27 protein-coding genes are annotated in these 26,824 nt (G+C 74.5%); 15 read left to right on the plus strand and 12 right to left on the minus strand.

What is annotated here, in order from left to right:
• Positions 1-334: 334 nt before the first annotated feature.
• The 3 genes from ACZ52J_RS01860 (at position 335) to ACZ52J_RS01870 (ending at position 5,681) form a co-directional block, all read left to right on the plus strand.
• Complete coding sequence (locus ACZ52J_RS01860) at positions 335-4,324, plus strand: Pls/PosA family non-ribosomal peptide synthetase (protein WP_465615043.1); 3,990 nt, start codon at positions 335-337, stop codon at positions 4,322-4,324.
• 113 nt (positions 4,325-4,437) lie between these two features.
• Entirely contained in the window at positions 4,438-4,710 is a 273-nt protein-coding gene (locus ACZ52J_RS01865; protein WP_465615044.1) for a DUF4287 domain-containing protein, read from the plus strand.
• Positions 4,711-4,901: 191 nt separating this feature from the next.
• The gene (locus ACZ52J_RS01870) at positions 4,902-5,681 is read left to right on the plus strand and encodes an SDR family NAD(P)-dependent oxidoreductase (protein ID WP_465615045.1); all 780 of its coding nucleotides are present in this window, start codon (positions 4,902-4,904) and stop codon (positions 5,679-5,681) included.
• A gap of 89 nt (positions 5,682-5,770) precedes the next feature.
• Here the strand turns inward: ACZ52J_RS01870 and ACZ52J_RS01875 are convergent, their stop codons facing one another.
• A complete protein-coding gene (locus tag ACZ52J_RS01875) occupies positions 5,771-6,394 on the minus strand; it encodes a TetR/AcrR family transcriptional regulator (protein WP_465615046.1) in 624 nt (207 codons plus the stop codon).
• A 120-nt stretch (positions 6,395-6,514) separates the two neighbouring features.
• On the opposite strand from ACZ52J_RS01875, the gene ACZ52J_RS01880 reads away from it, so the two are divergent.
• Together ACZ52J_RS01880 and ACZ52J_RS01885 are read left to right on the plus strand one after the other, a co-directional pair.
• On the plus strand, positions 6,515-6,955 hold the full coding sequence (locus tag ACZ52J_RS01880; protein WP_465615047.1) for a nuclear transport factor 2 family protein: 441 nt from the start codon (positions 6,515-6,517) through the stop codon (positions 6,953-6,955).
• 286 nt (positions 6,956-7,241) lie between these two features.
• Entirely contained in the window at positions 7,242-7,883 is a 642-nt protein-coding gene (locus ACZ52J_RS01885; protein WP_465615048.1) for a hypothetical protein, read from the plus strand.
• 79 nt (positions 7,884-7,962) lie between these two features.
• Here ACZ52J_RS01885 and ACZ52J_RS01890 read toward each other — a convergent pair whose 3' ends face one another.
• The gene (locus ACZ52J_RS01890) at positions 7,963-8,610 is read right to left on the minus strand and encodes a flavin reductase family protein (RefSeq protein WP_465615049.1); all 648 of its coding nucleotides are present in this window, start codon (positions 8,608-8,610) and stop codon (positions 7,963-7,965) included.
• A gap of 122 nt (positions 8,611-8,732) precedes the next feature.
• On the minus strand, positions 8,733-9,308 hold the full coding sequence (locus ACZ52J_RS01895) for a carbonic anhydrase (RefSeq protein WP_360497810.1): 576 nt from the start codon (positions 9,306-9,308) through the stop codon (positions 8,733-8,735).
• A gap of 272 nt (positions 9,309-9,580) precedes the next feature.
• On the opposite strand from ACZ52J_RS01895, the gene ACZ52J_RS01900 reads away from it, so the two are divergent.
• On the plus strand, positions 9,581-10,888 hold the full coding sequence (locus ACZ52J_RS01900) for a cryptochrome/photolyase family protein (protein ID WP_360497807.1): 1,308 nt from the start codon (positions 9,581-9,583) through the stop codon (positions 10,886-10,888).
• Positions 10,889-10,997: 109 nt separating this feature from the next.
• On the opposite strand, the gene ACZ52J_RS01905 is transcribed toward ACZ52J_RS01900, so the two are convergent.
• Positions 10,998-12,218: a PP2C family protein-serine/threonine phosphatase gene (locus tag ACZ52J_RS01905; protein WP_465615050.1), complete on the minus strand. Its 1,221-nt coding sequence runs from the start codon at positions 12,216-12,218 to the stop codon at positions 10,998-11,000.
• Positions 12,219-12,334: 116 nt separating this feature from the next.
• Here ACZ52J_RS01905 and ACZ52J_RS01910 point away from each other — a divergent pair, with 116 nt between their 5' ends.
• Together ACZ52J_RS01910 and ACZ52J_RS01915 are read left to right on the plus strand one after the other, a co-directional pair.
• Complete coding sequence (locus ACZ52J_RS01910; protein ID WP_360497804.1) at positions 12,335-12,760, plus strand: helix-turn-helix transcriptional regulator; 426 nt, start codon at positions 12,335-12,337, stop codon at positions 12,758-12,760.
• Between the two features lie 5 nt (positions 12,761-12,765).
• Positions 12,766-13,182, plus strand: a complete 417-nt coding sequence (locus ACZ52J_RS01915; protein ID WP_465615051.1) for a VOC family protein — start codon at positions 12,766-12,768, stop codon at positions 13,180-13,182.
• A gap of 99 nt (positions 13,183-13,281) precedes the next feature.
• Here ACZ52J_RS01915 and ACZ52J_RS01920 read toward each other — a convergent pair whose 3' ends face one another.
• From ACZ52J_RS01920 to ACZ52J_RS01930, 3 genes are all read right to left on the minus strand, one after another.
• Positions 13,282-13,479: a hypothetical protein gene (locus ACZ52J_RS01920; protein WP_465615052.1), complete on the minus strand. Its 198-nt coding sequence runs from the start codon at positions 13,477-13,479 to the stop codon at positions 13,282-13,284.
• Complete coding sequence (locus ACZ52J_RS01925; protein ID WP_465615053.1) at positions 13,476-14,249, minus strand: MerR family transcriptional regulator; 774 nt, start codon at positions 14,247-14,249, stop codon at positions 13,476-13,478. The genes ACZ52J_RS01920 and ACZ52J_RS01925 overlap by 4 nt, the downstream gene beginning before the upstream one ends.
• Positions 14,250-14,344: 95 nt before the next feature.
• On the minus strand, positions 14,345-15,580 hold the full coding sequence (locus ACZ52J_RS01930) for an FAD-dependent monooxygenase (protein WP_465615054.1): 1,236 nt from the start codon (positions 15,578-15,580) through the stop codon (positions 14,345-14,347).
• Between the two features lie 266 nt (positions 15,581-15,846).
• Between ACZ52J_RS01930 and ACZ52J_RS01935 the strand changes: the two genes are divergently transcribed.
• A complete protein-coding gene (locus tag ACZ52J_RS01935; RefSeq protein WP_465615055.1) occupies positions 15,847-16,257 on the plus strand; it encodes a RidA family protein in 411 nt (136 codons plus the stop codon).
• A 42-nt stretch (positions 16,258-16,299) separates the two neighbouring features.
• Here ACZ52J_RS01935 and ACZ52J_RS01940 read toward each other — a convergent pair whose 3' ends face one another.
• Positions 16,300-17,598 (minus strand): hypothetical protein, encoded by a 1,299-nt coding sequence (locus ACZ52J_RS01940; protein WP_465615056.1) that lies wholly within the window; start codon positions 17,596-17,598, stop codon positions 16,300-16,302.
• Positions 17,599-17,816: 218 nt separating this feature from the next.
• Positions 17,817-18,626, minus strand: coding sequence for an NAD(P)-dependent oxidoreductase (locus ACZ52J_RS01945; RefSeq protein ID WP_465615057.1), 810 nt, complete (start codon positions 18,624-18,626; stop codon positions 17,817-17,819).
• Between the two features lie 65 nt (positions 18,627-18,691).
• On the opposite strand from ACZ52J_RS01945, the gene ACZ52J_RS01950 reads away from it, so the two are divergent.
• The gene (locus ACZ52J_RS01950; RefSeq protein WP_465615058.1) at positions 18,692-19,600 is read left to right on the plus strand and encodes a LysR family transcriptional regulator; all 909 of its coding nucleotides are present in this window, start codon (positions 18,692-18,694) and stop codon (positions 19,598-19,600) included.
• Between the two features lie 110 nt (positions 19,601-19,710).
• On the opposite strand, the gene ACZ52J_RS01955 is transcribed toward ACZ52J_RS01950, so the two are convergent.
• Positions 19,711-20,559, minus strand: a complete 849-nt coding sequence (locus ACZ52J_RS01955) for an HNH endonuclease (RefSeq protein WP_465615059.1) — start codon at positions 20,557-20,559, stop codon at positions 19,711-19,713.
• 439 nt (positions 20,560-20,998) lie between these two features.
• On the opposite strand from ACZ52J_RS01955, the gene ACZ52J_RS01960 reads away from it, so the two are divergent.
• Together ACZ52J_RS01960 and ACZ52J_RS01965 are read left to right on the plus strand one after the other, a co-directional pair.
• Positions 20,999-21,535, plus strand: coding sequence for a cupin domain-containing protein (locus tag ACZ52J_RS01960; protein ID WP_465615060.1), 537 nt, complete (start codon positions 20,999-21,001; stop codon positions 21,533-21,535).
• A 99-nt stretch (positions 21,536-21,634) separates the two neighbouring features.
• Positions 21,635-21,712 (plus strand): hypothetical protein, encoded by a 78-nt coding sequence (locus tag ACZ52J_RS01965; protein WP_464336931.1) that lies wholly within the window; start codon positions 21,635-21,637, stop codon positions 21,710-21,712.
• Between the two features lie 185 nt (positions 21,713-21,897).
• Here the strand turns inward: ACZ52J_RS01965 and ACZ52J_RS01970 are convergent, their stop codons facing one another.
• Both ACZ52J_RS01970 and ACZ52J_RS01975 read right to left on the minus strand, forming a co-directional pair.
• On the minus strand, positions 21,898-22,662 hold the full coding sequence (locus ACZ52J_RS01970) for a hypothetical protein (RefSeq protein WP_465615061.1): 765 nt from the start codon (positions 22,660-22,662) through the stop codon (positions 21,898-21,900).
• Positions 22,663-22,872: 210 nt separating this feature from the next.
• Positions 22,873-23,730: a hypothetical protein gene (locus tag ACZ52J_RS01975; RefSeq protein ID WP_465615062.1), complete on the minus strand. Its 858-nt coding sequence runs from the start codon at positions 23,728-23,730 to the stop codon at positions 22,873-22,875.
• A 427-nt stretch (positions 23,731-24,157) separates the two neighbouring features.
• Here ACZ52J_RS01975 and ACZ52J_RS01980 point away from each other — a divergent pair, with 427 nt between their 5' ends.
• From ACZ52J_RS01980 to ACZ52J_RS01990, 3 genes are all read left to right on the plus strand, one after another.
• Positions 24,158-24,706: a hypothetical protein gene (locus tag ACZ52J_RS01980; RefSeq protein ID WP_465615063.1), complete on the plus strand. Its 549-nt coding sequence runs from the start codon at positions 24,158-24,160 to the stop codon at positions 24,704-24,706.
• A gap of 74 nt (positions 24,707-24,780) precedes the next feature.
• A complete protein-coding gene (locus tag ACZ52J_RS01985) occupies positions 24,781-25,761 on the plus strand; it encodes an aldo/keto reductase (RefSeq protein WP_465615064.1) in 981 nt (326 codons plus the stop codon).
• Between the two features lie 151 nt (positions 25,762-25,912).
• Positions 25,913-26,824 (plus strand): DUF4253 domain-containing protein, encoded by a 912-nt coding sequence (locus ACZ52J_RS01990; protein ID WP_465615065.1) that lies wholly within the window; start codon positions 25,913-25,915, stop codon positions 26,822-26,824.

Here is a 26,824-nt window from a genome sequence, read left to right on the forward strand (position 1 = left end):
TAGCTCGCTACCGGTACCGTGCCGAACGCCATGGTGTTCGTCACTCCGTCCTCTCCCGTTGCGCCGCCGCCACCGTCCGGCGGCTACCCTTCACCAGCGAAAACGCCCGAAAAGCACCGAACGACATTCGATTCATACGCTGCCGGCCCCGCGCGGCATCGATGATGAGAATTTCCTTTGACCGCACCATCACTGCATCCAGCGGACTCCCGGCCGAGTCATGGTGAGTGGGCGCGCCCGCCGGTGACCTCAGTGTCACCTCCCGTCACCCCCGACACAGCCCCGACAGCCCGAACGCGCCCTCAGAACCACGGAGCCGAGGAAACAAACCCCCATGGACGCACGCCACGACCCGGTCGGCCCCGGCACGCTGCACCGCCCGCACCCGGGCCCCGCGTCCGGCTGGCCGGTGGCCCAGCCCGCCCACCCCCGCAGCCTGCTCGACGTCATCGCCGCCACCGCCGACGCCCACCCCGAGGCGCCCGCGCTCGACACCGGCGACACCGTCCTCGGCTACCGCGCCCTGCTGCACGAGGTCGACGCCCTCGCCGGGCAGCTGGCCGGCCACGGCATCGGCCAGGGCGACCGGGTCGGCGTGCGCATCCCCTCCGGCACCGCCGACCTGTACGTCGCCATCCTCGCCGTGCTGCGCTGCGGCGCCGCCTACGTGCCGGTGGACGCCGACGACCCCGACGAACGCGCCGAGATGATCTGGCAGGACGCCGCCGTCTGCGCCGTCATCGGCGCCGACGCCCGCCTGTACGCCGGGCCCGCCGCCCGGCCCGGCGGCCGCCCCGCCTGGCCCACGCCGGCCGACGACGCCTGGATCATCTTCACCTCCGGCACCACCGGCCGCCCCAAGGGCGTGGCCGTCACCCACCGCAGCGCCGCCGCCTTCGCCGACGCCGAGGCCCGCCTCTTCCTGCAGGCCCGGCCCCTGGGCCCCGGCGACCGCGTCCTCGCCGGCCTCTCGGTGGCCTTCGACGCCTCCTGCGAGGAGATGTGGCTGGCCTGGCGCCACGGCGCCTGCCTGGTCCCCGCCCCCCGCTCCCTGGTCAAGGCCGGCACCGACCTCGGCCCCTGGCTCGTGGAGCGCCGCATCACCGCGATCTCCACCGTCCCCACCCTGCTCGCCCTGTGGCCGCAGGAGTGCCTGGACGGCGTGCGCCTGATCATCGTCGGCGGCGAGGCCTGCCCCGCCGAACTCGTCGAGCGCCTCGCCACCGACGGCCGCGAGTTCTGGAACACCTACGGCCCCACCGAGACCACCGTCGTCGCCACCGCCGCCCGCATGCTGCCCGGCGAGCCCGTACGCATCGGCGCGCCCCTGGACGGCTGGGAGATCGCCGTCGTCGACCGGGCCGGCCACCCCGTGCCCTGGTACGGGACCGGCGAACTGCTCATCACCGGCGTCGGCACCGCCCGCTACCTCGACCCCGCCAAGGACGCCGAGAAGTTCAGCGCCCACCCCGCCCTCGCCTCACCCCGCGTCTACCGCAGCGGCGACCTGGTCCGCAACGACCCCGAAGGCCTGGTCTTCCTCGGCCGCGCCGACGACCAGGTCAAACTCGGCGGCCGCCGCATCGAACTCGGCGAGATCGACGCCGCCCTGCAGGCCCTGCCGGGCATCAGGGCCGCGGCCGCCGCCGTCCGCAAGACCCCGGCCGGCGCCGACCTGCTCGTCGGCTACCTCGTCGCCCAACCCGGCACCACCCCCGACCTCGCCGCCGCCCGCCGCCAGCTCCTCGAACGCCTGCCCGCCCCGCTGGTGCCCGTCCTCGCACTCGTCGACTCCCTGCCCACCCGCACCTCCGGCAAGGTCGACCGAGGCGCCCTGCCCTGGCCCCTCGCCACCACCACCGGCACCGCCGACCGCCCCGCCGAGACCCTCGACGGCACCGCCGGCTGGCTCGCCGGACACTGGGAACGCCTGCTCGGCACCGCCCCCGGCCGCGCCGACGACTTCTTCGCCCTCGGCGGCTCCAGCCTCACCGCCGCCCGCCTCGTCTCCGACCTGCGCACCCGCCACGGCGGCGTCTCCGTCGCCGACCTGTACGCCCACCCCGTCCTCGGCGACCTCGCCGCCTACCTGGACTCCCTCACGGCAGCACCCGAGAACGCCACCCCCGCCGCCGCGGACAACCGGCGCACCGTACGCCGCACCCCCCGCAGCGCCGCCCTGTGGCAGACCCTTGTGCTCCTCGCCATGTTCACCCTCGCCGGACTGCGCTGGATCCTCGTCCTGATCGCCCTCGACAACCTCACCGGCAAGCACCTCGCCTGGGCCCCGCACACCTCCTGGTGGCCCGTCGCCGCCGGCCTCGTCCTCCTCTACAGCGCCCCCGGACGCACCCTGCTCGCCGCCACCGGCGCCCGCGCCCTCACCGCCGGCATCCGCCCCGGCAGCCACCCCCGCGGCGGCCACGTCCACCTGCGGCTGTGGGCCGCCGAACGCTACACCGCCATGTTCGCCACCGCCGCCCTCGCCGGCACCCCCTGGGCCGCGCGCTACGCCCGCGCCCTCGGCTGCCGCGTCGGCCGCGGCGTACGCCTGCACACCCTGCCCCCCGTCACCGGCCTCGCCCGCCTCGGCGCCCACAGCTCCCTCGAACCCGAAGCCGACCTCGCCGGCTGGTGGCTCGACGGCGACACCCTCCACCTCGGCCGCATCGACGTCGGCGAAGGCGCCCGCGTCGGCCACCGCGCCACCCTCATGCCCGGCGCCCGCGTCGGCGCCCGCGCCGAGATCGCCCCCGGCTCCTGCGTCACCGGCACCGTCCCGCCCGGCGAACACTGGCACGGCTCCCCGGCCCGCCCCACCACCGAACCCCTCGCCGACTGGCCCCCCGCCGCAACCCCGGCCCGCCGCTCCTGGAACCCCTGGAACCTCGCCTACGGCGCCGGCTTCACCCTCCTCGGCCTCGTCCCGATCATCTCCGCGCTGCCCGCGCTGCTCATCGTCTACCCGATGATCGACACCGACCGCACCCTGACCGCCGCCCTCGTCCAACTCCTGCCCGCCACCGTCCCCCTCGCCGCCCTCACCCTCCTGTGCCACGCCGCCCTCATGGCGCTGCTCGTCCGGGTCCTGTCCCTGCCGCTACGCCCCGGCTTCCACCCCGCCGGCGGCCGCGTCGCCTTCTGCGCCTGGGCCGTCACCCGCCTCAGCGACACCGCCCGCCGCACCCTCTTCCCCTTCTACGCCAGCCTCTTCACCCCCGTGTGGCTGCGCCTGCTCGGCGCCCGCGTCGGGCGCCGCGTCGAAGCCTCCACCGTGCTCGCCCTGCCCGGCCTGATGCGCGTCGACGACGGCGCCTTCCTCGCCGACGACACCCTCATCGCCCCCTACGAACTGCGCGGCGGCTGGCTCCACCTCGGCCCCTCCCGCGTCGGACGCCGCTCCTTCGTCGGCAACTCCGGCATCGTCGGCCCCGACCGCCACCTGCCCGACAACTCCCTCGTCGGCGTCCTGTCCGACACCCCCGCCCACGCCCCCGAAGGCACCTCCTGGCTCGGCCGCCCCGCCTTCGCCCTGCCCCGCGTCGCCGACACCGGCACCGAAGGCCGCACCTACGACCCGCCCCGGCGCCTGATGTGGGCCCGCGCCGGCGTCGAAGTCTGCCGCCTGCTGCCCGTCGTCCTCGCCGCCCTGCTCGGCGACCTCGTCCTCGCCGTCCTGCAGGAACTGCGCGACGCCTACGGGCTGGGCACCGCCCTCGCCGGCGCCGGACTCGTCCTGACCGGCGCCGCCGTCATCGCCTGCGCCGTCACCACCGCCGCCAAATGGCTGCTCGTCGGACGCTTCCGCGTCGCCGAACACCCCCTGTGGTCCTCCTTCGTGTGGCGCAACGAGCTCTACGACACCTTCGTCGAGGAACTCGCCATGCCCTTCGGCGGCTCCACCATCACCGGCACCCCCTACCTGAACGTGTGGCTGCGCAGCCTCGGCGCCCGCATCGGACGCGGCGTGTGGTGCGAGACCCACTGGCTGCCCGAAAGCGACCTCGTCACCGTCGACGCCGGCGCCAGCGTCAACCGCGGCACCGTCCTGCAGACCCACCTCTTCCACGACCGCGTCATGCGCCTGGGCCCCGTCCACCTCGGCGCCGGCTCCACCACCGGCCCGCACACCATCGTCCTGCTCAACTCCTCCCTCGGCGCCAACACCACCGTCGGACCCGCCTCCCTCGTCATGCGCGGCGAGAACGTCCCCGGCGCCACCCGCTGGCTCGGCAACCCCGTCGCCGCGTGGAACACCGACCCCACCCCGCCCGCCGGGCGCCGGGCCGGACGCGGCAGACGGCGGGCCCCGGCGGCGGCGTGAGGCAGGTCACTTCCACCGGCCGATGAGTTCGCGGTGCGGTCACGGTCATAACCCGTGACCGCACCGCTTTTTCGATGCCCGACTTCTCTGCCCGACCGAGAGGAACCACGCTCATGACCGCCACCCCCGTGAAGACCGCCGCCGCCAAGCCCGTCGCCGAGCCCGCCGCCAAGCCCGCCGCCGCGAAGGGCGGCCCCGCCTCCTACTTCCCCTCCATCGAGAAGAAGCACGGCCGCCCCATCGAGGAGTGGAAGGACCTCATCCGCACCTCCCCCCTCACCAAGCACATGGAACTCGTCGCCTGGCTCAAGACCGACCACGGCCTGGGCCACGGCCACGCCAACGCCCTCGTCGCCCACACCCTCGCCGAGCGGACCCGTCCCTGAGCCGTCCCTGAGCCGTCCCCGGCCTTTCGCCGCCCCGGTCCCGCCCGGGCCGCGGCCCGCACTGTGGCCGGCCCTGCGGCAGTACCGAGACTGATCCCGGACGCCTTCCGCCCTTTGACGGCGCGGAACTTCGGGTTGTACTGGAGATCGGTCCCGGACTCGGCCGGGGCGGCACGAAGGGAGAGACGATCGTGGGGGAACTGGACGGCAGGACCGCTCTGGTGACAGGCGGCTCGCGCGGGATCGGGCGCGCGGTCGCCGTGCGGCTCGCGGCCGAGGGGGCGCTGGTCGCGGTCCACTACGGCGGCAACGAAGCGGCCGCCGCGCAGACCGTGGCGCTGATCGGCGAGGCAGGGGGCCGGGCGTTCGCGGTACCGGCCAGGTTCGGCGAGAGCGGTGCGGTGGACTCGCTGTTCGAGGGGCTCACCGCCGGGCTGGCGGACCACGGCGCGGACGGTCTGGACATCCTGGTCAACAACGCGGGCATCCACGCGGTCGCTTCGATCGGGCAGCTCACCGAGGAGGAGTGGGAACGGCTCCTGGCGGTCAACGTGAGCGCGCCCGTCTTCGTGGTCCAGCGGGCGCTGCCGCTGCTGCGGGACGGCGGACGGATCGTCAACGTGGGCTCGGCGGCCACCCGGATCGCCAATCCCTTCCAGATCGGCTACACCGTCACCAAGGCGGCGCTCGCCGCCCTCGGCCCCTCGCTCGCCAACGAACTGGGCCGGCGCGGGATCACGGTGAACACGGTCGAACCCGGGGTGGTGCTGACCGACATGACCGCCGGGTGGACCGTCGCTCCCGAGGCGGTGGCCGGACTCGAGTCGATCACCGCGCTCGGGCGGATCGGCCGGCCGGAGGACGTCGCGGACGTGGTGGGCTTCCTGGCGGGCCCCCAGGGGCGCTGGGTGACCGGCCAGGTCATCGACGTCTCCGGCGGCACCTACCTCGGCCCGATCACGGGCGGGTGATCCACCCGGAACCCGGGGCCTCCCTCCTCGCGATGCGTGACGGACCCCGGAAGTAGGAGGCCGGCAGCTCGCGGTCGGGCCGCGCCGGGTCAGTGCGTCCGCAGCCCGGCGAAGACCACGTCGAAGACCCGTTCCCGGGCCGCCGGATCGCCCGCGAGCTGCTCCGCCGCCGTACCGACGCCGACGAGCAGCGCGATCAGCTCCGGCAGGCCCACCTCGGGGCGCACGGCCCCCACCCGCTGCGCGCCGTCCAGGAGTTCGGACAGCTGGGCGCGCATCAGCTCGCTGGACTCCCGCAGGGAGGCGTGCACGTCGATGCCGGCTTCGGTGAGGGCACGGGTGAACTCCTGTTTGCCGGCGGACTGTTCGACGACCAGGCGGAAGCAGGCGAAGAAGGCCTCGGCGGGTTCGGCCTCGGCGGCGAGCCGGGCGGCGCGGTCGGTGATCGTCTGCAGCCGGCGGACCATGACGGCTTCCAGCAGCGCTTCCTTGGTGGGGAAGTGGCGGAAGAGGGTGCCGACGCCGACGCCGGCGGCGCGGGCGATCTCCTCGGTGGGCACGCCGATGCCGCGGGTGGCGAACACCTCGGTGGCGGCGTCGAGGAGCCTGGCCCGGTTGCGGGCGGCGTCCGCGCGCAGGGGCCGTTCCGGGGCGCCGCTCATGACACCGCTGACACCGCCCAGGGCACCGGTGTCCTTCCGTTCCGCCGGCACCGGTCTCCTTCCGTCCGCGGCGATCGCGGATGTACCCATGGACAACCGGAGTGGTCAGTCCGTATCGTTCCAAGCGGAGTCGCTGGTCCGATTCCAGCGGCGCGATCCTGGGGGTTGATCATGTCCGAAACACCGTCTCCGCGCGAGGTCTTCCTCGAACTGCTGGCAGGCATCACCGGGGGGAGGTTCTCGGAGCTGGCCCGGCTCTACGCCGAGGACGCGGTGGTGGAGACCGTCTTCGCGCCGGTCGAGCCGCGCGTCTTCGCGGGGCGGGCCGTCATCGCCGAGCGGTTCGCGCAGGTCGGCGCGCACCTGACGCTGGACCTGCGGGCGAAGAACGTCGTGGTCCGGGAGACCGAGGATCCGGAGGTGGTCGTCGCGCAGTTCGACTACCAGGCGCACCACCGGGACACCGGGCGGGACTTCGAGGTCGCCAACGTCCTGGTGCTGCGGGTCCGCGACGGCCTGATCGTCCACAGCCGGGACTACCACGACCACCTGGCCCTCGCCGTCGCCGGCGGCAACCTGCCCCAGCTGGTGGCGGCCCTGGAAGGGAAGTAGCGCAACGGTGGACCCGGGGGCCGGGGCCGCCGACGGCGCGATCGGATGAAGGCGGCCCCGGCCCCGGGTACGGTTTCCGTACGGGCGGGGCATCGACCGCGGATGCCCGTACGGCTGCGGTCGGGTGCCATTCGACAACTTCAACAGGACTTGAAGTCAAGTCCTGGGCCCCGGCTCCGCCCCGCGACGGCCCGCCCCGCCAGCCCGCGGCGCTCCGCAGCCCGGTAGCCTCGCTCACGGCGAGGGCCTGCTGGGCCGTGCACAGACGACGAACAGGGGCGGGCGGATGACGGAGCAGCAGCGCGGCTACTGGCGGGTGTCGGACGATTCGGCGGTCGGCGCCACCCAGGCGCACATCGTGTGGACCCGGGCGGCCTACCCGGCCCTGGTGGAGGTGGCGCGCCACTACCACGCGGTGATCACCTACGCGGAGCTGGCCGAGGCGGTCCAGGAGGCCTCCGGGGTGCGCACCCGGGTCCAGCAGCGGCACTGGATCGGCAAGGTGCTGTCCCTGGTGATCCTGGAGGCGCACCGGCGCGGGGACCCGCCGCTGACGGCACTGGTGGTGAACGCGGCGGACGGCAAGGTCGGCGCCGGCTACCAGGAGGTGCTGGCGGTGGCCGGGCAGCCGCCGGTGACCGCGGAGATGGACCGCGAGCAGCACGCGGCCGCCGCCCGCCTGGCCTGCTACCGGCACTTCGGCGCCGACCTGCCCGCCGACGGCGGCACGCCCGCCCTCGCCCCGCGCCTGCAGGCGTCGGTGGAGCGCAAGGCGGCCACGCCGGCCGTCAAGCCGGGCGCCAAGGCGGCCGTCAAGCCGGCCGCCGCCGCGGCCGTGCCGCGCCCGCCGGCGATCTGCCCGACCTGCTTCCTGGAACTGCCGGCGACGCGGGTGTGCGACTCCTGCGGGGCGACCATCGCACCGTGACCCGTGACCCGTGACCCGTGGCCGTGACCTGCGGCCGTGGCCCGCGGCCGTGACCGTGAGCGGCTGCGGCGGGCGGCCGTCACACGGCGGCGGTGGCGGCGGCGGGCAGGCGTCCGGGCATCCGCCAGCCCTCGGCGAGGCGGGAGGGGGACAGCCGCTTGCCGTCGCCGAAGAACTCGCAGAACTTCATGATCAGCGGGTCCCAGCCGAGCGGGTCGACGTAGTGGTCGCTGCCGGGCACGATCAGGCTCTCCTCGACGTGGGCGCGCACGACCGTCACCTCGAAGGCGGTGCACCGGTCGTTGCCCGCCAGCGGCGTTGCCGCCTCCAGCCGGCACTCCAGCTGCACCGGGCACTCGGCGGCGCGCGGCGCCCGGACCAGCTCGCCCGCCAGCTCGGTCATCCCGGCCGCCGCGAACTTGCCCCGCTCGTGGCGGTAGCCCTGCTCCCGCCGCATCTCGCTGATGTGCGGGTTGGCCGTCAGCAGCGCGAGGGCGTCCACGGCGTCCACCTGCGCCGAGGAGGGCAGGTTGAGCACGCACTCGCCCTCGCGCCGCAGGTTGACGGAGGTCTGGGAACTGTTGCCCAGGCCCAGCACGCAGGACTGCCCCAGCCACCACGCCGAGGACATCGGCGCGAGGTTGGCACTGCCGTCCTCGTTGCGCGAGCCGATCAGCACCACCGGGGTGCCGAAGTACAGGACCTTGAGGTCGGTGACCTTGTGCACGGGATTGCCGTCCTTGGAAGAGGGAGGGAGGGAACCGCTGTCGGCCACCGACTCTGCCCTCGCCCGGACGGGGGCGCTGGCGGCGATCGGACATCCAGTTCCCGCCGCCCGCCCCGGGCCCGTCAGTCCACCGGCCCCCGGGCGGCGACCTGACGGGCCTGGCCGTCCCGCAGCCGGTAGGACAGGCCCACCACGGCCACCGTGCCCTCGGCGACCCTGGCGGCGAGCGCCTGGGAACGCTCCACCAGCAGGTCCACGGTCTGGCGGATGTGCTCGTCCACGATCGCGTCCCGGTCCTCGATGCCCGCCGCCTTGGCGGACAGCACGCTCGGGGTCACCCGCTCCACCACGTCACGCACGAAGCCGCCCGGCAGCTGCCCCTGCTCCAGGGAGTCCAGCGCCGCCGCCACCGCACCGCAGGAGTCGTGCCCCAGCACCACCACCAGCGGGCACTCCAGCACGCTCACCCCGTACTCGATGCTGCCCAGCGCCTCCGCCCCGGTGACGTGCCCGGCGGTGCGCACCACGAACAGGTCGCCCAGGCCCTGGTCGAAGATGATCTCGGCGGCCAGCCGGGAGTCCGAACAGCCGAACAGCACCGCGAAGGGCCGCTGCGCCGGGGCGAGCGCGGCCCGGCGCCCGGCGTCCTGGTTGGGGTGCTGGGGGCTGCCCGCGACGAACCGGGCGTTGCCCTCCATCAGCACCCGCAGCGCCTGGCGGGGGTCGGTCACCGGGTCGGCCGTCGGGTCGGGGACGGAGACCGGGACGGAGACCGGGACGGAGGCGGACACCGGCGTGGCGCCGGACACCGGCGTGGGGTCGGATATCGGTGTGGGGATCATGCCAGCACCCTAGAACGCCGCAGGTGGGCCCCGCAGCCGGGGGGTTGACGTCGCACCCCTGCGGGCACGGCGTGTCCCGGGCGCCGGACGGCGGCCCCCGCCATAGTCGACCCATGCCCACGGCCCCGATGAGCACCGCCGTCGTCCTGTTCACCCAGGACCTGCGCCTGCACGACAACCCCGCCCTGCACGCCGCCCGCACCGGCGCCGACCAGGTCCTGCCACTGTTCGTCCTCGACCCCGCCGTCGAGCGGGCCGGCTTCGCCGCGCCCAACCGGCGGGCCTTCCTCGCCGACAGCCTCGCCGACCTCGACCGGGCCCTGCGCGCGGCCGGCTCCCGGCTGGTCCTGCGCCACGGCGACCCCGCCGAACAGGCCGCCCGCGTCGCCGCCGAATGCGGCGCCGGCGCCGTCCACACCGCCGCCGGCGTCTCCGCCTTCGCCACCCGCCGCGAAGCCGCGCTGCGCCGCGCGCTGGGCGACAGGCTGCACCTGCACGACGGGCTCACCGTCGTCCCCGCCGGCGCCCTCACCCCGGCCGGACGCGACCACTACGCGGTCTTCACCCCGTACCTGCGCGCCTGGCAGCAGGCCCCGCGCCGCCCGCTGCTGCCCGCCCCGCGCACCCTCGCCACCCCCGACGGCCCGCACGGCGACCCGCTGCCCGCCGCCCCCGCCGGCACCTCCCCGGGCCTGCCGCCCGGCGGCGAACGCGCCGCCCGCCGCCGGCTGCGCGCCTGGAACCCGGGCGACTACGACCGCCTGCACGACGACCTCGCCGCCGACGCCACCTCCCGCCTCTCGCCCTACCTGCACTTCGGCTGCCTGTCCGCCGCCGAACTCGCCCACCGCGCCGCCGAACACGGCGGACCCGGCGCCGACGCCCTGGTCCGCCAGCTCGCCTGGCGCGACTTCCACCACCAGGTCCTGGCCGCCCGCCCCGACGCCGCCCACGCCGACTACCGCCCCCGCGGCACCCGGTGGCACCACGACGAGGAGGAACTGCGGGCCTGGCGCGAGGGCCGCACCGGCTACCCGATCGTCGACGCGGGCATGCGCCAGCTCGCCCACGAAGGCTGGATGCACAACCGCGCCCGCCTGCTCACCGCCTCCTTCCTCACCAAGACCCTGCGCCACGACTGGCGCCCCGGCGCCGCCCACTTCCTCCACCTCCTCGTCGACGGCGACCTCGCCAACAACCAGCTCAACTGGCAGTGGATCGCCGGCACCGGCAACGACACCCGCCCCAACCGGGTCCTCAACCCCCTGCGCCAGGCCGAGCGCTACGACCCCGACGGCGCCTACGTGCGCCGCTGGCTGCCCGAACTCGCCCACCTCCCCGGCCGTACCGTCCACCGCCCCTGGACCCTGGACGAACCCCTCGACTACCCCGCCCCCCTGGTGCCCCCGGACGCCCTGACCGCCCGCATGCCCTGACCGCCCGCATGCCTGACGGCCCGCATGCCCGACGGCCCGCATGCACGCCACCGGCTGACGGGCGGGCCCGAGCCCCGGGCGCCACCCGGCCCACCGCGAGCGCCGCGCCCTACGAAGCGCCGCGCAGGGCCAGGACCGTGACGTCGTCGCGGCTGCGCCCGCCGCTCCAGCGCCGGGCCCGCCGGTCGAGGGCCTCGGGCAGGGCGTCGGCGGCCGTCGCGGCGAGCTCGGCCAGACCCCGCTCGACCGGGTAGAACACGCCGGAGGCGTCCTGCGCCTCGGTGATGCCGTCGGTGAGCAGCACCAGCACCCCGTCGGCGGGCAGCGCGAAACGCCGGACCGTGCGCGGCCGCGCCCCGCCGGTCAGCTCGGCCAGCGACGCCAGGCCCAGCGGGATCCCGGCGGGCAGCGCGACGGGCTCCACCCGGCCGTCGGCGCGCAGCAGGTACGGGGCGAGGTGGCCGCAGTTGACGGCCCGCACGTCCTCGGCGCCGCGCAGGCCCAGCACGGTCGCAGTGACGAAACGCTCCTGCTCGCCGCTCTGCACCGCGTACGCGTTGTGCCGCTCCACCGCCGCCTCCAGGGCGTCGGCGACGGCGGTCAGCTCCGCCTCGCGAAACGCCGCCTCCCGGAAGGCGCTCAGCACCGCGAAGCCCGTACCGATCGCGGGCAGGCCCTTGCCCTGCACGTCGCCCACCAGCACCCGGGTGCCGTGCGGGGTCTCGGCGATGTCGTACAGGTCACCGCCCACCAGGGCGTCCTCCTCCACCGGTCGGTACAGCCCGTCCAGGCGCACGTCCGCGGTGGTCACCGGCAGCGGACGCAGCAACTGGCGCTGCAGCGCCACCGCGCTCTGCCGCATCCGCGACAGCTGCCGCTCCCGCCGCACCCGCCGCGCGCACAGCCCGACCACGGCGGCCTCGGCACCGACCACCGCCACCAGGGTGCCCACCCGCGCCTCCACGGACACCGGCGGCCACAGCACCGTGCTGACCACCACCACACCCGCCACCCACACCGAGACGGCCACCGTCTGCGCGACCGTGCCCAGCCCCGCCAGCAGCGCGGGCAGGAACACCAGCAGCAGCACCAGCCGGGCACTGGTACCACTGGCCGCCTGCGCCAGCAGCACGACCGCCGTCGCCGCCAGCACCCCCAGCACCACCGCCCGGTGGCCGGGTGCCCGCGGGACGGTGCCGTTGGTCTCCACCCCGCCGCCCTCTCCGCCGTCCGTCGCGCCCCGGTCCTCGCCCGACCGTCCCCCCAGGGTGGTCGGCCCGGCGGCGCGGGCGCCAACGGGCCGCGCCGGACGGGGGAAGCCGCTTGTCACCGGCGGTCGGTACGGTGGCAGGTGTGTCCTCCCCAGAACCCCGTACGAGCGGTGCGCCCCGTGAGAGCAGCCCCAGCAGTGCGGCCCGAGCGAGCAGCCCGGCCCGTACGGGCCGGGTGCCCCTGGCCGACCTCGTCCGGCTGCGCCAGGCCCGCGACCGGATGGACCGCGACTACGACCAGCCCCTGGACGTGCCCGCGCTCGCCCGCACCGCCCTGATGTCCCCCGGCCACTTCTCGCGCAGCTTCCGCACCGCCTACGGCGAGACCCCGTACAGCTACCTCATGACCCGCCGCATCGAACGGGCCAAGGCGCTGCTGCGGCGCGGGGACCTGAGCGTCACCGACGTGTGCATGGCCGTCGGCTGTACCTCGCTGGGCTCCTTCAGCACCCGCTTCACCGAACTCGTCGGCGAAAGCCCCAGCGCCTACCGTGCCCGCGACCACGAGGACGGTGCCCCGATCCCCGCCTGCATCGCCAAGATCCGCACCCGCCCGGTCCGGCGAACCGAAGCGAAGGGCGGGACCACTCCCGTAGCGTGACCGGCATGAGCATCGAACTCGCCCAGTGCTTCATCGCCGTCGACGACCACGACAAGGCCCTCGCCTTCTACCGCGACGTCCTCGGCTTCGAGGTACGCAACGACGTCGGCTTCGAGGGCATGCGCTGGGTCACCGTCGGCTCACCCGACCAGCCCGGCGTCGAGATCGTCCTGGAACCCCCGCTGGCCGACCCGCACGCCTCCGAGGACGACCGCCACGCCGCCGCCGAACTCCTCGCCAAGGGCCTGCTGCGCGGCGTCATCTTCCGCACCGACGACTGCGACGCCACCTTCGAACGCATCCGCGCCGCCGGCGCCGAAGTCCTCCAGGAACCCATGGACCAGCCCTACGGCGTCCGCGACTGCGCCTTCCGCGACCCCTCGGGCAACATGCTCCGCTTCAACCAGCCCCGCACGCGGTAGCGGGCGAGGCGCAGCCCGGTCCACCCCCGTGGGACCGGGCCGGAGTTCGTCCGGGGTCAGGGCTCGTCCCGGGGCCCGGGGCCCGGGGCTCGTCCGGGGTCAGCGGGCGAGGCGGTGGTAGTGCCGGTAGGCCTGGAGGGCCTCGGCGGCGGTGACGGCGGGCAGCACCGTCCAGGGCAGGAGGCCCGCCGCGGCGGCGAGGGTGGCCGGGGTGAGGACGGGGAGGGTGGCCGCCAAGGCGAGGCGCAGCCGCAGGTGGTGGGGGAGCCGGGGGCCTTCGGGGGCGGTGGCGGTCATGAGGCCTGGCGGGCCCGGTCGAGGAAGGCGCGCAGCTCGGCCCAGGCGTCGGCCGGGGCGTCGGGGTCGCCGGACATCGCGGCGGGGTCCTCGCGCCAGGCGGTGCGCACGGCGGTCGACAGGGTGGTGTCGCCGCCGCTGAAGAGGCGCCCGAGTTCGTCGAGGCGTTCGGCGATGCGGCGGACCCGGGGGTCGGTGGGCCCGGCCCCGGCGGTGCGCAGGGCCTCGGCGCTGCGGTAGAGCTGGGGCCATTCGACCTCCAGCAGGTAGTGGGCGGCGGGGCCGAGGGCGGCGGCGTGGTCGGCGAGGGCGTGGATCTGGTCGTCGTCGAGGTGGCGGTGCAGGGCCTCCCGGGCGGCGGGGCCGGTCGGGCCGGTGGCGCCGACGGCCTGGACCAGGCGCAGCAGGTCGGTGGTGGAGGGGGCGCGTTCGGCGCTGAGTTCGGTGTGCACGTGGGCGAGGCGCTCGCGCAGCGCCTGCAGGGAGGTGAGGGAGGCCTCGGTGGCGGCCAGGTGCTCGCGCACCAGGCGCACGGGGTCGATGCCGGCGTCCAGGCAGGTGGCGATGGTGTCCAGGCCCAGGCCCAGGCGGCGCAGGGCGAGGATCTGGTAGAGGCGGACGACGTCCTGCTCGGTGTAGGCGCGGTGGCCGGAGGCGGTGCGCCGGGAGGGGGCGAGCAGGCCGATCCGGTCCCAGTGGTGCAGCGTTCGTACGGTCAGGCCGCTGGCCTCGGCGAGCGGGCCGACCTTCCAGGTCTGTTCGGTGGGCATGGCACGAGCATTCCTCCTGACGTCGGGTGAGGTGCAAGCCCGGTTCGGGGTCGGGTTGTTCGGGGTCGGGGTCGGGGTCGGCTTCGGGTGCGGGTTCAGGGGTGGCCGGGCCGGGCGGGCAGCGGGTAGTCGGGCAGGTCGATGGCGTCGGCCTTGGCGAACTGGGCGGCGAGCAGGTTGCGCAGTGGCCGGCGGCCCATCCAGCGCATGGAGGCGGCGCGCAGGCGGATCATCAGGGCGCTGTCGGGGGCGTAGCCGGGCAGGCCGCCGGGCGGCAGCTCCTGGGCCTGGGTGACGTAGGGCCGCATCAGCTCCTCGTAGCGGGCGAAGGCGGTGCCGAAGTCGCCTTGGGCAGCGGCGAGTTCACCGGCGAGCAGGTAGGCGCCGACGAGGGCGAGGCTGGTGCCGAGGCCGGTGAGGGGGCTGGGGCTGTAGCCGGCGTCGCCGAGCAGGGCGACCCGGCCGCGGCTGTAGTGGTCGAGGCGGATCTGGCCGAAGGAGTCGAAGGCGAAGTCCTCGGCGGTGCGCATCCCGGCGAGCAGCCGGTCCACCTCCCAGCCGGCGCCGGCGAAGCGGTCGGCGAGCAGGCGCTTGAGGGCGGCGGTGTCGCGGCGCTCGTACGTCAGGGGCGCGGAGCGGAAGCCCAGGGAGGCCTTGACCTCGCCGGGCAGCCGGCCGGGGCGGGCGCCGGCGACCAGCCCGCCGGGGGCGTTGTACATCAGGAACCAGCTGTCGAGGTCGCGGGCGAGCGCGGCGTCGTGGACGGTGAACCAGGCGTGGTAGCCGCCGAGGGGGCGGTAGTGGCCCTCCTCGGGGCCGAAGGCGAGGCGGCGGACGGCGGAGTGCGGCCCGTCCGCGCCGATGACCAGGGCGAAGCGGCGGGCGGGGGCGTTCTCGAAGGTGACGGTGACGCCGTCGGCGTCCTGGGCGAGCGCGGTGACGGTGTCGTCCCAGAGGTACTCGACGCCGTCGGTGGACTCCCGGAGCAGGTCGGCGAGGTCGCCGCGCAGGATCTCGATCTCGGAGACGATGCCCTCGCCCCCGAACAGTTCGACGGGCATCCGGGCGCTCATCCGTCCGCGCCGGTCGACCAGGGCGATGCCGCGCTGCTCGACGCAGAGCGCGCGGGCCCGCTCCATCAGGCCCATCCGCTCGACGACGGTGCGCCCGGCGCCGCGCAGGTCGACGGCCTGCCCGCCGGGGCGCGGGCCGGGGGCGCGCTCGACGACGGTGGGGTTGAAGCCGTGGCGGCGCAGCCAGTGGGCGAGGGCGGGACCGGCGATGCCGCCGCCGGAGACGAGGATGTCGCTGGGGTGGTCAATGCTGCTCACGGGGTTCGCTCCGTCCGTGTGTCCGGCGTGTCCGGGGTGGCCCGGCGCGTTCGGGGTGTCCGGGGTGTCCGGGGTGTTCGACGCTGATGAATGTACGCCGTACGCATCGGCTCAACAAGCCATGTACTGCAGGGATTTGGGGACGGTGTACTAGTGCGCCAGGGTGCTCGAGGCCGCGCTCCCGGTGCCCGGTCGAGGGCTTTCGCGCAGGCGGGAGGCGGGCGGGGCGGACGGCGACGGGTGCACTAGTGCGGGACGATGGCGGCATGGAGAACACTCGACAGCTGGTGAGCTCCGGCTCACCCCTCGAACCGCGGATCGGCTTCTCCCGGGCCGTACGCAAGGGCCCGTACGTCGCGGTCGCAGGGACCGCCCCCATCGGCGAGAGCGGCACGGCGGTGGCCCAGGGCGACGTCCACGCCCAGACCGTCCACTGCCTGGACGTCGCCGAGGCAGCCCTGAAGGAGGCCGGCGCCTCGCTCAAGGACGTCGTGCGCACCCGCGTCATGCTCACCGACATCACGCGGTGGAAGGAGGCCGCGCGCGCCCACGGCGAACGCTTCGCGACGATCCGACCGGCGTGCACGTTCATGGAGGTGTCGCGCTTCATCGACGAGCGGTGGCTGGTCGAGGTCGAGGTCGACGCGGTCCTCGACCAGCTCGGTGAGCGCGAATAGCGTGATCAGCGGCCAGGCGGTCGGCCGGCCCGACGGCGCGGGTCAGTCCGTGTAGCGGGCCGTGCGGTAACCGCCGCGGGCCGTGCGCTCCACCTCCTCGGCGCCCCAGGTGTGCGGCACGGCCAGCTTCCAGCGGGCCCGCAGGACCGCGTGCTCCGCACGGTCCCTCGTCACGAACCACTGCCCCATGCGGCACCACGCCAGCGGCTCGTCGGCCTCCGTCGCCACCGCCCGCACCAACTGCGCCGCCTGCCGGGCCACCTGACCCTCCAGCCCGTCCTGCGCCTCGGCGGCGTCCTGCGCCTCCAAGTACTGGTTCATCCGGTACGTGGCCTGGTCACCGTGCTGGAACATGGCGTACTCGGAGCCGCCCGCCATGTGCAGCCTGCCGTTCTCCGTGGCCACCGTGCCGCTGCGCACGACCTCTTCCTGGGCGTCGAGTGCGATCCCCCCGTTGAGCCGGTTGAGCAGCTTGGCCTTCTCGGGGGTGGCTTCGGGGATCTGGCCGCCGCCCGTGCCGCCCTGCGCGGAGTACACCTCGTGCAGGTCGTAGTCCCCGGTGTAGAGGTAGTGCTTCCACTGCGGGTCGGCCTTCAGCTGGGCCAGCTCCGGGCCGCCGTCCTGCGCCGCCATGTCGAGCGGCACGTACTGCTCGCCCCTGGCGCCGGTCCGTACGATCCCCAGGTCCAGGACCTGCTGGGGCGGGTGGTCGATCCGGACGCCGATCAGGCCCTGGTCGCTCCAGTGGCCGACGAAGCCGCTCAGGTCGTGGTCCTTCAGCCAGCGCAGCACGGTCGCGGGGTCGCCCTGCGCCTGCCCGGGCCCGGTGCCGTACTTGCGACGGACGGACGAGGGCTTGATGGACTTCTCCAGGATGGTGTGCGGCTTGGGCTTGGCGCCCTCCGCGATGCGCCGGATGGAATGCTCCCCGGTCTCGCGGACGGCGATGGTGTACTTGTGCTTCCGGCACACCTCCGCGATGGCGGCCCAGTGGTTCTCCCACACGATGTTCCGGAGCTCGGACGCCCGTCCGCCGGGTGTGACGGTCCCCTCCTTGTACGTGGCGGCCTCGCAGACCCTCAGCACGTTGTTCGGGTCCAGCTGTTCGCGCACCACGCGCTGGAGTACCGGCACCGTCTGACGGTCCGCCGAGCCGGAGCCGTCCCGGCGCCTGGCGATCATGCGGGACGCTGCCGCGTTGCCGACGGTGCGTTGCAGGGCCGCGCCGGCCTGCGGGGGCACCGTTCCGGCGTCGGATCGTGCACCGGTGCCGGGCCGTCGGGCCGGGCCCGCGTCGCGATGAGGACGCCCGGCCTTCTCCGGCTGCTGCCTCGCGTGCATGCTGAAACCCCCTCGGTCCCTTACGGTCCCCCTTGTCTCCGTTTATACAGGGGCCGTTGGCCGGACGTGGAGGGAAGTTCCGGCCTCACTCGCCGAGAGCCGTGCCGTCACGGCGCCGCGCCGCGCCGCGCAGGAAGTCGACCCCGCCGACTTCCTGCGCTTCGAAGCGGCCTACAAGGCCGTCCGATGTGGACCTCAGATGATCCGCAGGAAACGGCCTAGCCCCGCCGCAGGGCCCTCACCACCGCCGACAGGTCCTCCTCGGCGATCGACGGGTCCGCCAGCAGCACCTCGCGGGCCGCCGACAGGACCGGGCCGCCGCCCGCCAGGGCGAGGTCCTTGGCGGCCAGGCGGACCGGGAAGTCCGACTCGGTGCTGTGCGCCCGGGCCACCACCCCCGCGAGCGGCCCGGCCGACAGCACCTCCCGCGCCAGCTCCTGCGGCACGCCCAACTCCTCGGCCACCGCCAGTACTTCGCCGACCACCGTGACCGAGGCCACGATCGCGCCGATCACCACCACCTTCAGTGCCGCGCCCGACCCCGGGCCGCCGCAGCGCCGCACCCGGCCCAGACGCTCCAGGACGGGCTGCGCGCGGTCCAGGTCGGCGTCCTCGCCGCCCGCGAAGACCAGCAGGTCGCCGGTCGCCGCCGGTCCCACGCTGCCGACCACCGGGGCGTCCACCAGGCCGACGCCGTCCGGGAGTTGCGCGCGCAGCCCGGCGGTGGCGCGCGGGCCGATCGAGGACATGTCGATCCACAGCGTGCCCGGCGCCAGCTCCGCCGTGAACCGCCCGGCCACCTCGGCGACGGCCGCCGGGTCGGACAGCATGGTGACGACGATGTCCGCGCCCCGCACTGCCTGCGCCGGGGTCGCGGCCTCGGTGAGGCCGTCGGTGAGGCCGTCGGCGAGGGTGTCGATACGGCCGGGGGAGCGGTTCCAGACGGTCAACGGGTGGCCGGTGGCGGCGAGGCGACGGGCCATCGGCAGGCCCATCCGGCCCAGTCCCAGAAATGCGATCTTTTCCATGCCCGCAACGCTAGGCAGCCACAACCCAGGCGACAAGCGAATGTCTCGCATGGTAGGCATGCGGAATGGACATGGCTTGGCTGGACGTCTTCCGCACCGTCGCACACCTCGGCTCCTTCACCGCCGCCGGAGAACGGCTGGGCTTCACCCAGTCCGCCATCTCCCGCCAGATCGCCACCCTGGAAGGCGAGTTGGGAACCCCACTGTTCGACCGCCTGGCCCGCGGAGTGCGACTGACCGAGCACGGCCGGGCACTGCTGCCACACGCCGAAGCCATGCTGGAACGCCTCGACACCACCCGGCGCGACCTCGCCGCACTCACCGAACTCACCGCCGGACAGCTGCGGGTGGGCGCCTTCGACAGCGCCAACGCGGCCCTGGTCCCCGGCGCGCTCGCCGCCTTCCGCACCGCACACCCGCAGGTGGCGATCAGCCTCACCGAAGGCCTCTCGGCCCACCTGCTCGAGCTGCTCGGCAACGGCGCGATCGACCTCGCCGTGGTCGCCTCGTACGGCGAACTCACGGACGAGGCCGAACAGTTCGACCTTCGGCCACTCCTGGACGACCCCGTGCTGGTCGCCCTGCCACCCGGCCACCGCCTCGCCGGCCGACGACGCCTGCGACTGGCCGAACTCGCCGACGAACCCTGGATCGCCGCCCGCCGCCACGCCGAAACCACCCTCCTCGCGGCCTGCCTGCGCAGCGGCTTCCAACCCCGCATCGAATACGCCGTCTCCGCCTGGACCGCCAAACTCGGCCTGGTGGCAGCCGGCTTGGGCCCCACCCTCATCCCCTCCCTGGCCGCCCGCGCCGCCCGCCCCGACCTCGCCCTCATCCCCCTGCACCCCGACGACACCCCGGTCCGGCACGTCTACACGGCGACCCGCAGGGGCCGGCGAGTACCGCCGGCGGTGAAGGGCTTCACGGACTTCCTGCGGGAGGCAGCGGACGCGGGCGCGGGGGCGGGGGAGTAGGGGGCACGCGGGTCCGCGCCCCATCGGACCGGGGCCGGCTCCTCGGTGGAACGTGCCACTTGTGGGGCCGGTGCATTTGCGGGGAGATCCACGAGGGAGAGCGTGGTACGTCAGTCACGCAAGCCTTCGACAAGCTTATCCATGCCGAGATACGGGAACTCCCGCTTGAGATCGTCCGCCGAGTACTCCGGACGGTAATGCTGGAACCGCAGCATCTCGTCCGGACCGCGGGTGACTGTAATGAACCCGATGTCAAAGCGGTAAACCGGATCGAAAGACTCTCGCACGGCGCTCAGGAGGAAGTTCGCCGCCGCTGAAGTCTGCATCGTGAGCAGGTGTACGATATCGCAGTTGTCGTCGAACTCCTTCCCCAGTCTTTCGTACAGTGGCGGATCCCAGGGAATCTCCTTGTACTTGGCATGCAGCTCCAGCTGGCGAGGATCCCATCGGGCGTTCTTGAAATGGATGTCCAGGAACTGCATGAGGTCGCCCCAGGCGAGCGAGAAATTCTTGAATGCCCTCGCGAGCTGCCGGTAGTCGCGAGGCGGAAAGAAGCGACTCTTCACCCAGATATGGGAATTCTGGAGGTGGCTGAACCGTTCCGATGTCATGCGTGGGTGCGGAGAGAGCAGCCACGATGTCCAGGCATCCCAGTCATCAAGCAGAACCTGACGCTCCCACTCGCTCAGGAGTGCCGCCATATTCTCGTCCTTGGCTTGGCGTTCTTGCGAATGGCGATCGCGTTGCCGCTTCACCCGCTCCTCGTGCTCGGATTTCATCACGAGCAATTGGTCGACCGAGAAGAATTTCCCGTTGGCGGAGTCGATCACTTTGTGATGCTCTTCGCACAGCAGGATCATGTTGGCGTATGAGTCGCGTTCGGGCTTGGGCATGCGGGGGTCGGCCCTGGGGCCGCCGTCGTTTTCGGCGACGATGTGTGCTTCCTCGCCCAGTGTCACACCGACTCCCGAGCCGTCCTCCGTATATCCCCCGAGATCCGCCACCAGTTCTCTGGGACACTCAGGGAAGGCGCACTCGTTGCCTGAGCGCCCCCAGAGCATCTTCCTGTCCTTGGCCGAAATCCCCACGATACCCCCGACCGGCGCCCGGCTTGGTGATGGACAAAGCATTCGGCTCTGTCGGGGTAAGCGTACTCCCGGGCAACCTGCCGTTCGGCCGTATCGCCTGTATCGCCCGCTGCTGCCCCCTTTCCGGCGGCACCGCCATCAACATGCTGCGCCGCATGGTGGCGAACCTGGGCGGCAACGGGAACCTCCCCGACTGACCGCCGACTCCTGCGCCATGGCGGGATGCCCGGAGGCCGGAGGGGAATTGACCCATGAAAACGGCCTCTGATTGCCACATGACCATGGGTCTATTCGGCCGTAGATTGATCACATGACGACGACGAAGAACATCCCCGCCACCGCCACCGCCACCGCTGCCGCTCCTGTCGCGACCCCCGTCCTGACCCGCTGCGCCGAGGCCGAGACCTGCGCCGACCCCAGCGCCACCATGACCCTCCTCGCCGAGACGGACCCGGGTGCGGGCGGCTTCACCGTCTACCGCTCCACCTTCGCCGAGGGCGCCGCCGGGGCCCCCTCGCACTTCCACACCCGGGCCTGGGAGCTGTTCTTCGTGATCAGCGGCTCGCTGGAGGTACTGGTCGGAGAGGAGGTCACCGTCCTGGGCGCGGGCGACTTCCTCGCCGTGCCCCCGCACACCCCGCACGCCTTCGCGGCCGCGCAGGGGGCCGAGGCCGACGTGCTGTTCATGTTCACCCCCGGCATGGAGCGCTTCGACTACCTGCGCCTGCTGGGCAGCGTCATGCGCGGCGAGACCGCGCCGGCGGCGATCGCCGCCTCCTCCGAGCGCTTCGACAACCACTACGTCGACAGCCCCGCCTGGCGCGAGGCCCTGGCGAGCCGCGCCTGAGCGGCGGGGCTCCCCGGCCGCCGGCGGCTCGACGGGCCGGGACGGCCCGGGTGTGGAACGGTGGAAGACCAGGGTGTCCCGGTTGCGAGAGGAGAGGCCATGTCGTCGAAGCGCCGCCGCAAGAAGAAGGCCCGGGCCAGGCGCGGGGCCAACCACGGCCGCCGCCCCCAGTGCTGAACGGCTGAGCAGCTGAGCGGCTGACCGCGCGGCCGTCGGCGGCATCCCGCCGACGGCCGACAGCTGACGGCTGACAGCCGCGCCCGTCCGCGTTCGGCACCGCCCGCCCGTCACTCGACGGCGCGGGCGGTGCTCCCCCGTGCCTCCAGGTTCCCCAAACGCGCCTGAGATCGAGGCCGCTGAGGTCAGATCAGTCGCCCGCGCCCCGCGAAGCCGCCGCGCGGCACCACGTGGTACTGGCGGTGGTCGTGCCCGTTCGCGCCCAGAACCAGCTCCAGGACCACGCCCTGCCCGCCCACGCCCTGCCCGCCCGCGCGGGCCTCGCGCAGCAGCTGCGCCCCGTCCGCGTCCGCCGGGGTCCGGTCCGTCCTGAAGCGCCGGCTGATGTACGGGCCGTTCGGTTCGGGGTCCGGGCGCAGGATGCCGGACCGGTCCCAGTTCAGCCGCGCGACGGGGCTGAACAGGTCGGGGGAGTCCATCGGCAGGCCCTCCTGGTTGATGCCGCCGTTGCGGTACCAGCGCAGCGCGTGCTCGACGGTCCCGCCCGCGCTCGGCCTCTGGTCCCGGGCGCACCACTCGGCCACGTCCGCCGCCTCGATCCTGGGCAGCACGTCGGTGATGTCCTCCCGGACCACGAAGTAGGCCCGTGCGGAGATCCGGCAGAGCAGTAGCGCATCGGCGTCGGAGAGACTGTGGAGCACGGCAAGGCCGTCCGGGCGGACGGAGAAGTCCCTGACCTGGGTCAGCACGTGCTCGACGCCCTCCACCGCCCCCAGTGCGCCCACCAGTTCCCGGATCCGCTCCCGTTCCGCCGCCCTCGCCGCCCGCGCCCGCGGCGAGTGGATCAGGGCGACCATCCGCCGGTCGGTGGGCCAGTGTGCGCGCAGCGCTCGGAAAGCCTCCCAAAGCCGGGACAGCGGATAGAGGAGGAGGTACAGGATGCTTTCCACCGGCCGGAGGTCCTCTCGGGTCGCGCACGCCTCTGCGCCCACACCCTGCCCCGCCCGCGCCCCGGACCGCAATCCGCTCCCGTACTCAATTCCCCACCGTGGCCCCACGGTTGCCGAGCGCGCCCACCCCCCCGACCCCCGCCACCCCGGGCGGCCTGCGGCTGCGCGGGAAGTCGGAGGGGCCGACTTCCCGCGCAGCGGGCCGGGTCGTCAGGGCTGGGCGAGGTAGGAGGCGACGAAGGCGTCCAGGTCGGCGAGGGCGGAGGCCAGGTCGGTGGGGGCCAGTTGCCTGCCGGCGGTGCTGGTGGCGAGGAAGAAGCCGAGGGCGGCCTGGCAGGTCGGTACGGGGGAGGCGGCCGTCGGCACGGTGCAGCTGATCTCCTGCCCGGGGCCGCCGGGGGTCTGGAACGCCACCAGGGCGACCGTGCGGTCCGGCCCTCCGCTCGCGGGAAGGTTCGGCTCGCGGGTGCCCGCCGGGACGCCGACGGCGGTGAGGAACACGCCCGGGGCGTGGACCGGGAGGGCGTGCAGGCGGTCGGCGCCCTGGCGCGGCGGGGAGTTGCAGATGTTCGGCGCGGCCGCGGCCTGGGGCACGAACGGGCAGGCCAGGTCGATGTTCGTCTGCGCGCCGCCGCTGACGAAGACGGCCTGCACCACCGAGGCGAACCGGGTGCCGGCCGGGTTGGCGACAGGAGCGCCGGGGTGGACGAACGCCTGCTCTCCGCCGTCGCCGCTGAAGAAGACCACGTCACAGGTCCAGTCACCCGGCGCGACGAGGTACTGGACCTCGCCCGGGTACCGGGCGGCGAACACCGCGGCCGAGGACGGCAGCGCGACGCCGTCCGGCACCGCCACCGAGGACGGCGCGGCCGCGAGCGGCGGCAGGCCCGGAGCGAGCGCCTCGGCCGGACACGCCCGCACCGGCGCCGTACCGGCGGCCGCGGCAGGCCACGCCCCGTACGCGAACTGGCCGCCGCCCGCGAGCACCGCCGCCGCGACCAGGACTCCCGCCCGCACCCGCCGCGCCCCCGTCCGGCGCCCGGCGGCCGTGCCACGCGTGCCACGCATACCCCACCTCCAGGGCGAAAAGGTCCGAGCGGCCACGGCGGGTCACCGATCCCGTTCCGGAGCCGCCCGCGAGGGATCCCGTTCCGGAGCCGCCCGCTAGGCGGTCACGTAGGCGGTCACGCCACCAGCGTAGATCCGCCACACCAGCCCCGCGCGCCGTACACCCCGCCCCCGCCCCCCGGGCCCTGCCGCCCCTGGACCCTGCCGTACCCGGCCGTACCCGGCCCCGAAGTGACCATCCGTCAGATTCCCGCGCCCGGGGAATCGCCACGCCCGCACCGGCAACTCCCCGTCCCCGACGATCCGACGCCACCCCGACCCGGCGGCCCCGTCCCGGGGGCGGGTTGAGCCGCCGGGCGGCGTTCGGCCGTAGACGTGGAAGGGGCGCCGCCGGTCGGAGGGGGCGCCGGGGCGTCAGGAGGCGGGCATGCTCAGGTATCACGGCGCGTGGCGGATCACGGTGATCGGGCGCAGCGCCGACTTCGACCAGCGGGCGGTCGTGCGCGGACCGTACGGCAGCCGGGTGCTGGCCGGGCGGGTCGGCGCGGCGCTGGAGGTCGACGAGGAGAGCTGGACGCTGTCCCTGGAACACCACCTGTGGGGGCGCAGCTGGCAGCCGAACCTACGCACCACCCCCGGGCCGGTCACCGAACGCGACGGTGTCCGCAGCCAGTTGCTCACCAGCAACGACTGCCACTGGCCGGGCAAGGCGCTGGACTACGTCAACTTCGTGCTGCGCCTGGACCAGGTCCTCGCCACGACCCCTGCGCCGGTGCGCGCCGTCCGTCTGACCGAAGTGCCGATCGACGCGCCCCTCCAGGCCGTCCGCACCTCGTCCTCGGACTGGTCCGAGCCCGGGCACACCGCCGCCCCCGCGGCCCGGCCGGGGGAGACCGCCGCCCCCGCGGCCCGGCCGGGGGAGACCGCCGCCCCCGCGACCCGGCCGGGGGAGACCGCGCGCCGGGCCGCCTGGTAGCCGGCCGGCGCTCGCCCGGGCCGGCACGGCTAAAGTCCCAGGTGAGCACCCGTCGCGCCCGAGGAGACCACGCCATGCCGACCGACCCCGCCCGTCCGGAGCCCGCGCGTCTGGGACTGGGCACCGCAGCCGTCGGCCGGCCCGGCTACATCACCCTGGGGCGCGACGCGGACCTGCCCGCCGAACGCACCGTCGAGGCGCTGCGCGAGCGCACCCACGCCCTCCTCGACGCCGCGTACGCCGCCGGGGTGCGCTACCTCGACACCGCCCGCTCCTACGGCCGCGCCGAGGAGTTCCTCGCCCGCTGGCTGGACGAACACCCCGAGGCGGCGGCCGAGGTGACGGTCGGCAGCAAGTGGGGCTACACCTACACGGCGGGCTGGCAGGCGAACGGGGTCGCCGCGCACGAGGTCAAGGAGCACTCGACGGCGGTGTTCGACCGCCAGATCCGCGAGACCCGCGCCCTGCTCGGCGACCGCCTGGACGTCTACCTCGTCCACTCCGTCGTGCCCGGCAGTCCTGCCCTCACCGACCCCGCCCTGCACGAGCGCCTGGCCGCCCTCGCCGCCGAGGGCGTGCGGGTGGGCCTGTCCACCAGCGGCCCCGCCCAGGCCGACACCATCCGCGAGGCCCTCGCCGTCACCGTGGCCGGCCGCCCGCTGTTCACCGCCGTCCAGGCCACCTGGAACCTGCTGGAGACCTCCGCCGCGCCCGCCCTCGCCGAGGTCCACGCGGCCGGCTGGCTCGTCGTGGTCAAGGAGGGCATGGCCAACGGCCGCCTGGCCGGCCGCAACGCCACCGGCCCCGACACCGCCGCCCTGCGCACCCTCGCCGCCCGCACCGGCACCACCCCCGACGCCCTCGCCCTGGCCGCGGCCGCCGCCCAGCCCTGGGCCGACGTCGTCCTGTCCGGCGCCGCCACCCTCGACCAGCTCGCCTCCAACCTGACCGCGGCCGAGGCCCATCCGACCCCGCAGGACCTCGCCGCCCTCGCCGCCATGGCCGAGCCCGCCGAGGCGTACTGGCACACGCGCTCGCAGCTGCCCTGGGCCTGAGCGCACTCCTGAGAGGACACCCGAACGAACACCTGATCGGACACCTGATCGGCCGTCGTCGGCGGCGGCGGCGGACGTCGGGCGTCACCGGGCACCAGGGCACCCGGGCGCACCCGCCCCGTTGTCGGTGCCCGCTCCTACGGTGGGCGCCATGACACAGCCACCGGACCTCGACCTCGCCGCCGCCCTCTCCGCCCTGCCCGTGGCCCTGCCGCCCGGCCGCCTCGTCGCCGCAGACGAAGGAGGCGAAGGAGGCGAAGGAGGCGAAGGAGGCGAAGGAGGCGAAGGGAACGGCGGGGACGGGCGGGAGCCGCTGCTGTGGATCAGCGACGCCCCCGCCCCCACCGGCCTGTGGGCGCGACTGCACCGCGCGCACCCGCAGACCGGCCTGTGGCCGCTGCTGCTCAGCCCCCTGGGCGACGGCCCCGACTACCGGCCCTGGCTGTCCGGCGAGCTGTACCCGAGCCAGGCCTGTGCTCCCGACCGGTACGACCCGGCCGCCCTGCTGCACCGCTGGTGGGAGGCGGACGGCGACGGCGAGGAGGAGGCCGGCCACGACGACGACGGGGACGGCCACGACGACGGGGATGGGGACGGGGACGAACTCGCCGAGGCCCTGGCCCCCTACGGCCGCACCTGGCCCGGCCCCGCCCCGGCCGCCGACGTGCCCGACGGCGCGGCCGGCGCCGAGGCCCGCGAACTGGCCGACGTGCTGCAGTCCGTGAAGGACGCCCGCCTCGGCCTCGTCCGGGCCGGCAGCGGCGCCGAGGCGCTGGCGGTGTGCGGGTGGAGCGGACCGGTCAACCACGAGAACGACATCGCCAAGATCGCCGCCGTGCTCGCCGACTGGGAACGCCGCTTCGGCGCCCAGGTCGTCGAAGTCGGCTTCGACACCCTCCGGTTGAGCGTCCCCGTGCCGCCCGCCACGCTCGCCGAGGCGCTCCCGCTGGCCGCCGAGCACACCGCCCTCTGCCCCGACCTAGTCTTCCAGGGCGCCGGCCGCCTCACCGAGTACGCCGAGCAGCTGGTGGGCGCCCGCCAGTGGTTCTTCTGGTGGGACTGA

It is taken from the genome of Kitasatospora sp. NPDC034035 (genome assembly GCF_055575755.1).